The following is a 12,863-nucleotide window of genomic DNA, read 5'->3' on the forward strand; positions in this document are numbered from 1 at the left end:
GTTGTTTGCGATGACGACAGCGTCAGGCTGGCGTGATGCGCACAGGCAGGCTGTCGAGCCCGCGCAGCGTGTTGTTGAAGCGGCGCTGCGGCTCGCCCATGATCTCGATCTTTGCGATCCGGCGGGCCAGCGCCGCGAGCATTGTCTCGCCTTCGAGCCGCGCGACCAGCTGGCCGACGCACATGTGAATACCTGAGCCATAGCCAACATGGCCGGACGTGCGGCGGGTTATGTCGTAGCTGTCGGGCTTGTCCCAGCGCCCCGGATCGCGATTGGCAGCCGCCAGGAACATCAACACCTTCTCGCCCTCACCGATGGTCGCGCCTGACAGTTCGACTTCGCGCGTGGTCGTGCGGAAGAAGGTCTGCACCGGGCTTTCAAAACGAACGGCCTCCTCGAAAGCGTTGCGCGCCAGCGTAAAATCGTTGCGCAGGCGCTGCCACTGCTCAGGGAAGCGCGCGAGACAGTAGACCGCTGCACCGATGCCGTTGACGGTGGTGTCGAGGCCCGCTGACAGAAGCGAACGCACCAACAGCGGCGCTTCGGTCGCGGTGATGGCACCCTCGCCGACATGGGCGTGGATGCAGGCGCCGATGCCGCCGGGCGTGAGGCTGTCCCGCTGGCACTGCTCGGTGACGTAGGCCTGGTGAGGCGCCGAGCGCGCGATCGCCTCGTTGCGCAACTGGTTCGGCGGGCCGAAGGCGTTGAACACCAGGCTCGCATAGGGAATGAGATTCTCGCGTCCCTCAGGCTTAAGCCCGAGCGCATCTGGGAAGATCGACAGCGGATAGGCCTCGGCAAGGTCCGTGATGGCATCGAAGTTGCGCTTCTCCAGCAGCGCGTCCACACGCTCTTCCGCTGCCGCGGCAAAGCGGTCGCGCAGCCCCTTCATCACCGTCGGCGACAGCACCTTTGAGAGCACGGCGCGGGTGCGGGTGTGCTCGGGAGGATCGGCCTCGAGGATCAGGCTGGGCGGCCGCCACGGCGTCTCCTTCGCGAAATCGGCGAGGCCGACGCCACGACTGGAGCAGAACGTTGCGGGATCGTTCAGCACGGCATGAACTTCGGCATAGCGCGCCACGCCATAGACGTTCCACTTGTCGAGATAGACGACAGGTCCCGCCTCCCGCAGCAGCTCATGCGTGGGATAGGGATCGGCGAAAAAATCCATCGCGAACGGATCGACGTCGAGATGCGGGACGGCCGACGAACCGCTAATTTCCTGGGAGCTGGAAGTGCTCATGGAAGTCCTCCCTCATTTTGATCTTGTGAAAGGGCCGCGCTTACCTTTAGGTCTCCAGACACGCCGCGAGACAGAATCCCGACATGCCGCCGCCTTCGACCAGAGCCCGCCAGAAACCTGCGCCCGCCGAGACGGGACCGACGCTCGATCTTGACCGCTACGTCCCCGCGTTCATCACCTTCATCGCCAACAAGCTCTCGAACAGCGCCACCGCGTTCTATCAGCGAGAGTTCGGCGTCAACGTCACGGAATGGCGGATCATGTCGCTGCTCGCGATCGAGCCCGGCATTCCCGCCTCGCGCATCTGCCACGTCATCGGTTTCGACAAGGGCCCGGTGAGTCGGACGCTGGCCGGCCTGGAAAAGCGGGGGTTGATCTCGATCCGTACCGATCCCAATGACGGGCGCACCCATTCGATCTCGCTGACGGCGAAGGGCCGCGCCATCCATGACAAGGTGATCGTCGCTGCATTCGAGCGCGAACGGCGCCTGTTGTCCTGCCTGGACAAGGACGAGCGCGAGGTGCTGATCGACCTGTTGCGCCGCCTGCATGAAAATCTCGGCGCGGTGACCGGCAGCACCGAGACCTGACGGGCCACACAGCGGGCGCTGAGCCCTGTCATTTCCAGGCATGCGCCAACATTCGCCGGCGGCACCCTCTCTGCCGAGCATAGCTTCCTCCGATCCGACGCGGCGGTTCCTCCCGCCGTCATCCGTGTCTGGAACGGTTCGCATAAATTAGTTGCTTGGGCAACAAAAGAATCGTGCAGCATAATGCGGCAGGGCGGCTGGCGTAGTTGGGTTTGCCGAGCTCTCTTGTCCCGGACGCGCTGCAGCGTGAAACGCTGCTGCGCAGAGCCGGGATCCAGAGATGCCAATCACGAAGAATGGCCCCGGCTCTGCAGCGCATCACTGCGTGCTGCGCTGCGTCCGGGGCACAGGCCCAAGCGCTACAGACCGATCCACTCGCCCGGCGCATCGTCATCCAACCGCGCCACCGCATCGGCACGGCGCGTCAGCACCGCGCGCTGGTTGATGTAGCCCTTGTCGGTGATCTCGCCGCCGTCGACCGACGGCGGCTCGGCGAGCAGCAACGCGCGCGTGGCGTGGCCGGAGGAGTTGGCGCCGTGTTGCTTCAGTTTCGCCAGCCCCCGCGCGATCGCGGCTCTGATCTTCTCATGCGCGAGCACGTCGTTCACGCCTGCGGTCTCGGGCAGGCCGGCATGCGCGCGGCACGCAGCGATGTTCGGAAACACCAGGAAGCGCACCTCGTCGCCGCCATGGCCGGTGACGACGATGTCCTGCGCGAGCGGCGCCAGCGCGGCGATGCCGGCGAGGCGCAGTGTGCCGACACTGACCCAGGTGCCGGAATTGAGCTTGAAATCCTCCGCGACGCGGCCGTCAAAGAATAGGCCGCGTTCGGGCCGGTTCGCGTCGGCGAACTTCACGGCATCACCGATGAGATAAAAGCCCTCGTCGTCAAAAGCCTGCCTGGTCAGCTCCGGCGCCTTCCAATAGCCCGGCGTGACGTTGGGGCCGCGCACGCGCACCTCCAGCTTGTCGCCGGAGGTAACGAGCTTCAGTTCGGTGCCGGGAATGGGCACGCCGATATTGCCCGAGCGCTCCGCGAGGAAATGGCAGTCGGTGGCCAGCGGCGACGTCTCGGTCGAGCCCCAGGCCGAGACCATCGGCATCGCGCGGCCAACAGTCTTGACGGAGAGTTCTTCCAGCGCATCCCAGAGATTCTGCGGCAGCGCCGCACCGGCGTAGAACGCGAATTTCACCTCGCTGAAGAAGCGGCGACACAGCTCCTCGTCGCCGCGCAGCGCCGCGATCAACATGTCGAAGCCGCGCGGCACGTTGAAATAGACCGTCGGCATCACGCTTCTGAGGTTGGCGAGCGACATCGCAAACAGACCGGGCGCCGGCTTGCCGCCGTCGATATAGAGCGAGCCGCCATTGCGCAGCACGAGATTGAAATTGTGGTTCGCGCCAAACGTGTGGCTCCAGGGCAGCCAGTCGAGAATGACCAGATCGTCGCGCGCCCGTTCGAGAAAAGTCCAGGTCTGCGCCTTGGCCTGCTGGCTGGACGTCAGCATGCGCTGGGTGTTGATCACGGCTTTCGGCGTGCCGGTCGAGCCCGAAGTGAACAGGAGTTTTGCGATCGTATCGGGCGTCACCGCGGCGAAGGCCTTTGCGACGTCGGGGCTCTCGGGCGTTGCCGCGATAGTGCGAAAGGCCAGCGCATCGGCATCGTCGGCATTGCCGCTGATAATCTGCGCGCTATGCAGCGGCTTGATCGCGGCCAGCGCCGCCGCAAACGGCCTCGTCGCGGAGACATAGATCGCGGCGGGCTCAAGCAACGCGATCATGCTCTTGAGCTTGTCGAAGTCCTTTGACATCAGGGAATAGGCCGGCGAGATCGCCGCCGAGGGCACGCCGACATGCTGCGCCGCCAGTGCCAGCAGCGCATGATCGATGCTGTTGTCGGAGAGGATCGCGAGCGGGCGCTCCGCGCCGAGACCGTGCGCCAGAATCCAGGACGCCGCCGCGCGCACCTGGCGCAGCGCCTGCGCATAGGTAACGGTGCTCCATGGCGCTTCGGCACTGCTGCGCTCGGCGAGGAAAATCGCGTCGGGCCTCTGCCGCGCCCATTGCTCCAGCCAGTCGCCGACGCAGCGCGCGCCATCGCGCAGAGGCTCGGGCGAGCGCAGCACGATGCTGCCGTCGGCGCGATGCTCGGCAACGGTTCTGGGTGTCGCAAACAGGCTCGAAGCATCACCGCGTGGGGCGGCTGTCATGGTTTCCTCCTCGCCCGGAAGCCGGGACCGGTCGCAGCCTCGTCGCGGACCGCGTTGGCCAGCATGTTGGCCACGACAATTGTTGGGGCGCAAGCTGGGGCCAGGTGGGACGGCCCGCCGCCGTTCAAAGGGCTGGTCGCCGCGCATCCGCGGCATGGATTGCTGGCTGCACCTGATCTAGCTGCCTATTATTTGCGCAAATGCTCGTAACAGGGCGCTGACACGAAGGTCCGCCGGAGCTCGAAATATCCCACAAGCCACTGATCTCTCGGTAATATCCGCAGCACTTGTCCTGCCCGGATTCTGTACACAATGGCACATCGCTTGCTTCGATCGGGGTGAAGAGACGTAGCCGGAGATTTGTCGCCATGAAGGCTGAAATGGGGGCTGAGCAGCCTGAAACGGTCGCCGCGATCGTGGCCGCGCATCGCGCGGGCACGCTCACACCGGCGCAGACGGTCGCGCGCACCTATCAGCGCATCCGCGACCACAACGACCCCGCCGTCTTCATCAGCCTGCGCGACGAAAAGGACGCGATCACGGAGGCCGAGAAGCTCGCCACCAAGGACGCCGCCAGCCTGCCGCTCTATGGCGTGCCGGTCGTGGTGAAGGACAATATCGACGCGCTGGGATTTCCGACCACCGCGGCGTGCCCGGCCTTCTCGTATACCCCGACACATGATTCGACCGCGGTGCAGCGGCTGCGCGCCGCCGGCGCGATCATCATCGGCAAGACCAATCTCGACCAGTTCGCGACCGGCCTTGTCGGCGTGCGCTCGCCCCACGGCATCCCCAGAAACGCGATCCGCGAGGACCTCATTCCCGGCGGCTCGAGCTCGGGATCGGCCACCGCCGTCGGCGCCGGGCTGGTGCCACTGTCGCTCGGCACCGACACCGCCGGCTCAGGCCGCGTGCCGGCGATGCTCAACAACATCGTCGGTCTCAAGCCGAGCCTCGGCATGATTTCGACCGCTGGCCTGGTGCCGGCCTGCCGGACGCTCGACTGCATCTCGGTATTCGCTTTGACGGTCGACGACGCCGCGCTGGCGCTCTCCGTGATGGCAGGTCCCGATCAGGCAGATCCGTTCTCGCGCGACCGGCCGCTTGGCGCGATCACCCCGCTCCCGGCAAACCTGCGCCTGGGCGTGCCGCGCAGCGGACAGCTGATCTTCTTCGGCGACAAGAAGGCGGAAGCGGCTTACGCCGAGGCGCTGAAGCGCTGGACCGCGCTTGGGGCAACGCTCGTCGAATTCGACCTCGAGCCGTTCTATGAGACGGCCCGACTGCTCTACGAGGGACCGTGGGTGGCCGAGCGCTATCTCGTGATCCGCGACCTGCTCGCCTCGGCACCGGAGGCGATCCATCCCGTGACGCGCGAGATCACCGCGGCCGGTGCGCGGTTGACGGCGACGGACACCTTCTCCGCGCTCTATCGTCTGCAGGGCCTGCGCAAGATCGCCGAACGCACCTTCACCAATATCGACGCGCTGGTGCTGCCGACGGCGCCGACGGCCTATACGACCGCGCAGGTGCGGGCCAATCCGGTCGAGCTCAACAGCCGGCTCGGCACCTATACCAATTTTGTCAATCTGCTCGATCTCTGTGGTCTCGCGCTGCCGGCGGCGATGCGCGCCGACGGCATCCCGTTCGGCATCACAATTCTTGCACCCACCGGGCACGATGCGCTGCTCGCCAGCATCGGCCGCGTGTTCCATGCCGATACCAAACTGACGCTTGGCGCAAAGGGCGTCGTGCAAGCCGCGCTGGCGCCGCTTGCCGCAAGCGGCGTCGACGAGATTCCCATCGCCGTGGTCGGCGCGCATCTGTCCGGCATGGCGCTGAACGGCGAACTGAAAGCGCTGAACGGCCAGCTGATCGAGGCAACCAGGACCGCGGCGGACTACAAGCTCTACGCATTGAAGACCACGCCGCCAAAGCCGGGCATGCTGCGCGTCGAGGCCGGCAAGGGCGCGTCGATCGAGCTGGAAATCTGGTCGCTGTCGTCGTCCGCCTTCGGCAAGTTCGTCAACGCGATTCCCGCGCCGATGGCGATCGGCACGGTGCGGCTGGCCGATGGCCGCAGCGTGAAGGGATTTCTCGTCGAGCCCGAGGTGCTGGGCGAGGCTCGCGACATCACCGCGTATGGCGGCTGGCGGAAGTATATGGCGGAAGCTACGACAGCGTAGGTCTCGTAGGTGGGCAAAGCGAAACGTGCCCACCATCACCGTCAGCTTGGGGAGATGGTGGGCACGGCGCTTTGCGCCTTTGCCCACCCTACGCAACCGTGCGCGCGCCCCTAAACCGACACCGCGTAGATCTCGTACTCCCCGCGCACCAGCTCGATATGCGCGCGCATCGCGGCGGCGGCGCCCTGCTTGTCGCCGCGCATGATGGCGACGACAACGCGGTCGTGCTCGGCTTGCGACTTGGCGAGACGGCCGAGATTGCGGAACTGGGCGCGGCGAAACGGCTGTACGCGCACGCGCGTCGCCAGCGTGATCTCGGCGATGTAGCCGTTCTGCGATCCCGCATAGATCGCGTTGTGGAAGCGCTCGTTGACCTCGTGGAAGCGCTCGGGATTGCCGGCGTAGCTCAACACCCGCAGTTCTTCGTGGATGGCTTCCAGGCCGTGACGCTCAGTGGCGGACATGCGCTCGGCGGCAAAACCCGCACACAGCGCCTCAAGCTCCGCCATGGCCTCGAACATGCCCGTCAGCCGTTCGAACGAGGGCTGCGCCACCACCGCGCCGCGATGAGCGCGCGCTTCGACGAGGCCGCTTGCCACGAGCTGACGCAGGGCTTCCCGCACCGGCGTGCGCGAAACGCTGAAGCGGCGCGCGATGTCGGTCTCGTCAAGCGGCGCACCGGGTGGCAGAGCTCCGCGCACGATCTCGTCGGCGAGCTGCAGGCGCAGCTCCTCGGCGCGCGTGACCTTGTGCGCTGACGGCGCCCCCCGGTCGACACGCGGCACCGCCGGTTCGGCCGGCAGCGCTCCGGGCGGAAGATCGTCAAGCGTCATACGGTCAGGTCTCTTTCGACTCGTCGATGATGCTGACATGGGCGGCGACGACGCGCCAGCCCTCCGGGAATTTTACCCAGGTCTGCATCTGCCGGCCGACCTTGCCCGGCATCGTGTCGCGATAGAACAGGGTGGAGGCAACCGCGGTGTCGCGGCCATAGCTGGTGATCACGGTTTTCGCGGTGCGGCGATTGAGGCCGACCGCCGAGCGGCCGGCGCGAAAGCCGGAGATTGCTTCATAGCCGTAGAGGTTCTCGCCGATGCCATAGCGCAGCGTGCGGGGATCGTTGCGGAAGAGCTCGCCGAGCACGGCGACGTCGTTGGTGATCAGGGCCTGCTCATAGCGCTCGAACGCAGCTTTGACGTCTGCGATCACCTCGGGGAGATCGATCTCCATCTCAAAATCCTCTTGGGCTGGGCGCGGCGGCAACACCCATCTTCTCCAACGCGAACGCGACGCGCAGCGCGATGTCCTCGCGCCATGGCGCGGCGATGATCTGCACGCCGATCGGCAGCGGATCGAGCGGCACCGGCACGGCGACCACAGGCAGGCCGATGAACGAGATCGGCTGGGTGTGGATGCCGATATTGGCGCGCACCGGCATCTCGACGCCGCCAAGATTGAAATTGACCTGGCCGAGCTTCGGCGCGGTGCATGGCGTCGCCGGTGCGATCAGCACGTCGACGGATTTGAAAATCTCGGCGAGTTGCGCGCGATACCAGCGGCGGAATTTTTGCGCGCGGTCGACCAGCGGCGCCGGCACCATGGCGCCCGCAATCAGCCGGTCGCGCACGGCGGGATCGAAATCGTTCGGCCGCTTGCGCAGCCGATCGAGATGCAGCGAGGCGCCCTCGGTGGTGGTGATGACATAGGCCGCCGCGCGGGCGCGCGCAGCTTCGGGCACGTCCACCACGCGCGTTGCGCCCAGCGCCTTGGCGACGCGGCTGACGGCTTCGACAGCTTCCGGAAACAAATTGGTCTGGAAGTACCCGCCGGCGATCGCGATGCGCAGGTCGGACACCGGATTGGCAAGCAGCGGTGTCGTCGGCTCCAGACCACGTGTGGTGGTGCAGGCGGCATCGTCGGCATCCGGTCCCTGCATGGCGTCATAGGCCAGCGCGAGATCGGTGGCGGAGCGCGCGAACGGGCCGAGATGATCGAGGCTCGCGACGAACGGGAAAGAGCGCGCACGCGAGAGCTGGCCATAGGTCGGCTTCAGGCCGAAGATGCCGCAGAACGAGGACGGCACGCGGATCGAACCGTTGGTGTCGGAACCGAGCGCGATCGGCACCAGCGCGCCACCAACGGCGCTGCCCGAGCCGCCGGAGGAGCCGCCGCTCATCCGCGTCGTATCGTGCGGATTGCGCGAGGGACCGTCATGGACGTTCTCGCCGGTGAAGTCATAGGCGTATTCACCCATGTTGAGCGCACCGACCAGCACGGCGCCGGCCGCTTCCATGCGCTCGATCAGCGTGGCATCGCGCGTGGCGGGTGCGCGATCGCGGTTGATCTTCGAGCCTGCGCGCGTGGCGAGGCCTGCGACGTCGAACAAGTTCTTCACCGCGAACGGCACGCCGGCCAATGGGCCGACGGACTTGCCGGCGGCGATATCGGCATCGATTGCGCGCGCTTTGGCGCGGGCGCGATCGGCGGTGATGTCGGTAAACGCATTGAGGATGGTGTCGTGCTGCTTGATGCGCGCAAGCGCGGCTTCGGTCGCATCGAGCGCGGACATCTTGCGGCCCGCAACCGCGCTCGCGATCTCGGAGGCCGTCATCTCTGGCTTGGTCGTCATGGCGGCGTCAGACCGTGAACACGGGCGCCGGCTCGGTCTCGTCCGGCAGCGCGAATTCGTCGACGAGGCGGCCGAGCCGCAGCGAGACCTCGAGATTGGCGCGGATGGACGCCCTCCATGCTTCCTCGACGGGCAACGCCAACGCTTTGGTGACAGCGTCGATATAATCGTCCAACGGTTCGGCCATCACGCTCCCAAACAAGCTCTCAGTGTGCGCTCTGTCTGCAGCGGCGGATGCGGGATCGCCGTCAGCAGCTCCTTGGTGTAGTCGTCCTGCGGATCGCTCAAGACCCGCTCGGAAGATCCTTCCTCGACGATTCGACCCGACCGCATGACAATGACACGATCGCACAACAAGCGCACTACGTTCAAATCATGCGAGACGAACAGATAACTCATACCTAGTCGGGCCTTGAGGTCCTGGAGCAGATTGAGGACCACGGCCTGGACCGAAACGTCGAGCGCGGCGGTCGGCTCGTCCAGGATCACGAGTTTCGGGTGCAGGGCGATGGCGCGGGCGATGCCGACGCGGGCTTTCTGGCCGCCCGACAATTGGTGCGGGAAGCGATCCAGCAGATTGTGCGGCAGGCCCACCATGGTGGCGAGCTCCTCGCAGCGGGCGCGGAGCGCGTCGCGCCCCCTGACGTCGCCGAGCTGCATGATGGGATCGGCGATGGCACGCACGGCGGTGAAGCGCGGGTTGAGGCTGTCGGTCGGATCCTGGAACACCATCTGGATGCGGCTGCGCTGCGGCAGCCGGGCAAAGCCGGCGGGCGCGATGCCGCCGATGTCCTCGCCGTCGAACTGGATCAGCCCCGAGGTCTGATCCAGCAGCCGCATCACCATCATCGACGTGGTCGATTTGCCGCAGCCGGACTCGCCGACCAGGCCGACGCTCTCGCCGTGACCGATCGAGAAGCTGATGCCGTCGACGGCGCGGAACACGTCCGGCTCGACCGGCGGCTTGCGGCCGAACAATTTGCCGAGCGTGGCGGTGGCGCCCTGGCGGGGATATTCCTTGACCAGCTTGTCGATGAGGAGAAGGGGCTGCCCGCTCTTCCTGGCCTCGTCCTGCGAAGCCTGATGGATGGCCCGGTCAGGCCCGGCCACGACGGCTGAGCCTTCCTCCTCCGGCAACAGATCCCGCAGGCTCACGCCGAGCCGCGGCGTCGCGCGCATCAGCTTCTTGGTGTAGGGGTGCTGCGGGTTGGCGAAGATGTCGGCGGCCTTGGCGGTCTCGACCACCCTGCCCTTTTCCATCACGACGACGCGGTCGCAATAAGCAGCGGCGAGGCCGAGATCGTGCGTGATCAGGATGGTGGACATTGCCTTGCGCTTGGTCAATTCCACGATCAGATCCATCACCGCCTTCTGCGTGGTGACGTCCAATCCGGTCGTCGGCTCGTCCGCGATCAGTAGCTGCGGATTGCAGGCGAGCGCGAGCGCGATGACGACACGCTGGCACATGCCGCCTGACAATTCGAACGGATAGGCGTGATAGCGCTCGCGCGGGCGGGCGATCTTGACCTGCTCCAGCGCCTCGATCGCCTTCTCGCCGCGGTCCGAAACCATGGCCTGCTGGACATGGGTGCGCAGCACGTCCTCGATCTGGTCGCCGACCTTCCGGATCGGGTTGAGCGCGGCGCGCGGATTCTGGAAGATCATCGAGACTTCGCGACCGCGCAGATCGCGCATCTGGTCTTCGGTCGCGGCCTTGACGTCGATGCCCGAGAACATCACCGAGCCTTCGGCGATCCGCCCCGCACGGTCGAGAATGCGCATCACCGCATACGACGTCACCGATTTGCCGGAGCCGGACTCGCCGACGATCGCAAGCGTCTCGCCCTTGGCGACGGAAATGTTGACGTGCTGCACCGCCTTGACGATGCCGCGGCGGGTGGTGAATTCGACGGTAAGGTCCTGGACGTCGAGCAGCGGCGGGGCGGTCATGGGCACCTCCCAACTAAAAATGGCGAAAACAACCCCATGCACAGTAGAATGAGGTTGATTTCATTGGGGAATTTCGAGCGAAAAAGTACGCCTAACCCAGCCATCACGTCCTCCGCTGGGGGTCGACGATGTCGCGCAGGCCGTCGCCGAGGAGGTTGAAGCAGAACACGGCGATCATCAAAGCGAGGCCCGGGAATAGCGCGATCCACCATTCGCCTGACACCATGAAGCCGGCGCCTTCGGCGACCATGATGCCCCATTCGGCCGTCGGCGGACGGACGCCGAGGCCGATGAAGGAGAGACCGGCGGCATTGAGGATGGCGTAGCCCATGGTCAGCGACATCTGCACGATCATGATCGGCATGATGTTCGGCAGGATATGCACGAGCAGAATGCGGAATTCGCCGTTACCGGACAGACGCGCGGCCTGCACGAAGCCGGCGTTACGGCGGACATTGGCTTCGGCGCGCGCAACGCGGGCGTAGAGCGGGAAGTTCACGATGGCGGTGGCCAGGATGATGTTCTGCACGGTGTTCCCCAGCGCGGCGACGATGCCCATGGCCAGCACGAACAGCGGGAACGCCATGATGGTGTCGGCGACGCGGCCGACGATGCGATCGGTCCAGCCGCCGAAATAGCCGGCCGCGATGCCGGCGAGCCCGCCCATCAGGAACACCAGGGCGACGGAGGCGACCGCGATGAACGTATCGAGCCGCGTCGCCACCACGACCCGGCTGAAGATGTCACGGCCCAATTGATCGGTGCCGAACCAGTGCGCGGCCGACGGTGGCTTCAGCGACGCCACGGTGTCGGACGCCAGCGGGTCATACGGCACCACATAGGGGCCGAAGATCGCGGCAAGGAGGATCACGATCAGCAGCGCGAATGCAAAGCCGGTGACCTTGTTCTCGCCGAGCACGTAGCGGGTCTGGTCGAGGAGCGCGACGAGACCCGACGTGCGCGCGGGGCCGACGGGTTCAACAGCAGGCGCAACGGTGCTCATGATTAGCCCTCCAACCGCACGCGCGGGTCGATCACGCCATAGAGAATGTCGATCACGAGATTGAGCAGCACGTACATCACCGCCATGGTCAGCACGAACCCCTGCACCGGCGCGAAGTCCGACGAGATCAGCGCTTCGACGGCGTAAGAGCCGATGCCTGGCCAGGCGAACACTTTCTCCACCAGCACGTTGGCGCCGAGCAGGAACGAGAACACCATGCTCAGCGTGGTGATGACGGGGAGCATCGCGTTGCGGAAGGCGTAGGTGACGATGACGGTCGCCGGCGACAGGCCGCTGGCACGCGCGGTGCGCACGAATTCGGAGGACAGCACCGCCAGCATCGAGGCGCGCGTCATGCGCGCGATCGGCGCCAGCGAGAAGATCGCAAGCGTCGTCGCCGGCAGGATGAGCTGGCTGCATGCCGAACGGAACGCCTCGAAGTCGCGCGCGATCAGGGTGTCGATCAGATAGAAGCCGGTCACTGTCGGCGGCGCGCTGTAGAACACATCGAGCCGGCCGAGCGGCGCGGGCGACCAGCCGAGCCGGAAATAGAACACATAGACCAGCACCAGACCTGTGAAGAACACCGGCAGCGAGACGCCGGCCGTCGTCGTCACACGGCAGAGATGGTCGACCCATGAGCCCGGCCGCGTCGCCGCCAGCACGCCGAGCGGAATCGCGATCACGACCGAGACGATGAGGCCGAGCAGCGTCAGCTCGGCGGAGGCCGGCAGGCGGTTGCGGATCTCGGCTGCGACCGGCTGGCCGGTCGTGAGCGAGTTGCCGAAATCGCCATGGGCGAGATCGTTGGTGTAGCGAAAGAACTGCTCGATCAGCGGCTTGTCGAGGCCGAGTTTTTTCCGGATCTGCTCGACGGCTTCTTTCGTTGCGGCGGGGCCGGCGAAATACGCCGCGGGATCACCGGGCAATGCGCGGGTCAGCAGGAAGGTGACGATGACGACCCCGATCAGCGAAGGAATCGCGAACATCAGGCGCTTGCCGATCATGGTCAGCATGGCGACTTCCTCTTGCGCGTTGAATGAACCCGACAC

General features: G+C 65.9%; 11 protein-coding genes. 2 read left to right on the top strand and 9 right to left on the bottom strand.

Features of this window, described 5'->3' with window-relative positions; all coding sequences use genetic code 11:
* Positions 1 to 22 precede the first annotated feature (22 nt).
* The gene (locus IVB42_RS07010; protein WP_018456023.1) at positions 23 to 1,243 is read right to left on the bottom strand and encodes a cytochrome P450; all 1,221 of its coding nucleotides are present in this window, start codon (positions 1,241 to 1,243) and stop codon (positions 23 to 25) included.
* Positions 1,244 to 1,326: 83 nt separating this feature from the next.
* On the opposite strand from IVB42_RS07010, the gene IVB42_RS07015 reads away from it, so the two are divergent.
* A complete protein-coding gene (locus tag IVB42_RS07015; protein ID WP_018456022.1) occupies positions 1,327 to 1,833 on the top strand; it encodes a MarR family transcriptional regulator in 507 nt (168 codons plus the stop codon).
* Positions 1,834 to 2,192: 359 nt separating this feature from the next.
* Here IVB42_RS07015 and IVB42_RS07020 read toward each other — a convergent pair whose 3' ends face one another.
* A complete protein-coding gene (locus IVB42_RS07020; protein ID WP_085357700.1) occupies positions 2,193 to 4,043 on the bottom strand; it encodes a feruloyl-CoA synthase in 1,851 nt (616 codons plus the stop codon).
* A 368-nt stretch (positions 4,044 to 4,411) separates the two neighbouring features.
* Between IVB42_RS07020 and atzF the strand changes: the two genes are divergently transcribed.
* The gene (atzF, locus tag IVB42_RS07025) at positions 4,412 to 6,229 is read left to right on the top strand and encodes an allophanate hydrolase (RefSeq protein ID WP_026233071.1); all 1,818 of its coding nucleotides are present in this window, start codon (positions 4,412 to 4,414) and stop codon (positions 6,227 to 6,229) included.
* 110 nt (positions 6,230 to 6,339) lie between these two features.
* On the opposite strand, the gene IVB42_RS07030 is transcribed toward atzF, so the two are convergent.
* The 7 genes from IVB42_RS07030 to IVB42_RS07060 form a co-directional block, all read right to left on the bottom strand.
* Positions 6,340 to 7,062 carry a GntR family transcriptional regulator gene (locus IVB42_RS07030; protein ID WP_247469927.1) on the bottom strand — a complete coding sequence of 241 codons (723 nt, stop codon included), beginning with the start codon at positions 7,060 to 7,062 and terminating at the stop codon, positions 6,340 to 6,342.
* A gap of 4 nt (positions 7,063 to 7,066) precedes the next feature.
* A complete protein-coding gene (gene hpxZ, locus IVB42_RS07035; RefSeq protein WP_018456018.1) occupies positions 7,067 to 7,459 on the bottom strand; it encodes an oxalurate catabolism protein HpxZ in 393 nt (130 codons plus the stop codon).
* A 1-nt stretch (position 7,460) separates the two neighbouring features.
* Positions 7,461 to 8,858: an AtzE family amidohydrolase gene (locus tag IVB42_RS07040; protein WP_247469929.1), complete on the bottom strand. Its 1,398-nt coding sequence runs from the start codon at positions 8,856 to 8,858 to the stop codon at positions 7,461 to 7,463.
* Positions 8,859 to 8,865: 7 nt separating this feature from the next.
* A complete protein-coding gene (locus IVB42_RS07045) occupies positions 8,866 to 9,045 on the bottom strand; it encodes a DUF4089 domain-containing protein (protein ID WP_018456016.1) in 180 nt (59 codons plus the stop codon).
* Positions 9,045 to 10,808 carry an ABC transporter ATP-binding protein gene (locus tag IVB42_RS07050; protein ID WP_247295952.1) on the bottom strand — a complete coding sequence of 588 codons (1,764 nt, stop codon included), beginning with the start codon at positions 10,806 to 10,808 and terminating at the stop codon, positions 9,045 to 9,047. Before IVB42_RS07050 ends, IVB42_RS07045 begins: the two co-directional genes overlap by 1 nt.
* Positions 10,809 to 10,911: 103 nt before the next feature.
* Positions 10,912 to 11,811, bottom strand: a complete 900-nt coding sequence (locus IVB42_RS07055; RefSeq protein ID WP_018456014.1) for an ABC transporter permease — start codon at positions 11,809 to 11,811, stop codon at positions 10,912 to 10,914.
* Positions 11,812 to 11,813: 2 nt separating this feature from the next.
* Positions 11,814 to 12,827: an ABC transporter permease gene (locus tag IVB42_RS07060; RefSeq protein ID WP_018456013.1), complete on the bottom strand. Its 1,014-nt coding sequence runs from the start codon at positions 12,825 to 12,827 to the stop codon at positions 11,814 to 11,816.
* Between the last annotated feature and the right edge of the window lie 36 nt (positions 12,828 to 12,863).

This window comes from Bradyrhizobium sp. 45 (assembly GCF_023073155.1).
GTDB classification, from domain to species: domain Bacteria; phylum Pseudomonadota; class Alphaproteobacteria; order Rhizobiales; family Xanthobacteraceae; genus Bradyrhizobium; species Bradyrhizobium canariense_D.

Coding starts and splice junctions, on each gene's coding strand:
- IVB42_RS07010 (WP_018456023.1), bottom strand. CDS start 1,243: ATGAGCACTTCCAGCTCCCAGGAAATTAGCGGTTCGTCGGCCGTCCCG.
- IVB42_RS07015 (WP_018456022.1), top strand. CDS start 1,327: ATGCCGCCGCCTTCGACCAGAGCCCGCCAGAAACCTGCGCCCGCCGAG.
- IVB42_RS07020 (WP_085357700.1), bottom strand. CDS start 4,043: ATGACAGCCGCCCCACGCGGTGATGCTTCGAGCCTGTTTGCGACACCC.
- atzF (WP_026233071.1), top strand. CDS start 4,412: ATGAAGGCTGAAATGGGGGCTGAGCAGCCTGAAACGGTCGCCGCGATC.
- IVB42_RS07030 (WP_247469927.1), bottom strand. CDS start 7,062: ATGACGCTTGACGATCTTCCGCCCGGAGCGCTGCCGGCCGAACCGGCG.
- hpxZ (WP_018456018.1), bottom strand. CDS start 7,459: ATGGAGATCGATCTCCCCGAGGTGATCGCAGACGTCAAAGCTGCGTTC.
- IVB42_RS07040 (WP_247469929.1), bottom strand. CDS start 8,858: ATGACGACCAAGCCAGAGATGACGGCCTCCGAGATCGCGAGCGCGGTT.
- IVB42_RS07045 (WP_018456016.1), bottom strand. CDS start 9,045: ATGGCCGAACCGTTGGACGATTATATCGACGCTGTCACCAAAGCGTTG.
- IVB42_RS07050 (WP_247295952.1), bottom strand. CDS start 10,808: ATGACCGCCCCGCCGCTGCTCGACGTCCAGGACCTTACCGTCGAATTC.
- IVB42_RS07055 (WP_018456014.1), bottom strand. CDS start 11,811: ATGAGCACCGTTGCGCCTGCTGTTGAACCCGTCGGCCCCGCGCGCACG.
- IVB42_RS07060 (WP_018456013.1), bottom strand. CDS start 12,827: ATGCTGACCATGATCGGCAAGCGCCTGATGTTCGCGATTCCTTCGCTG.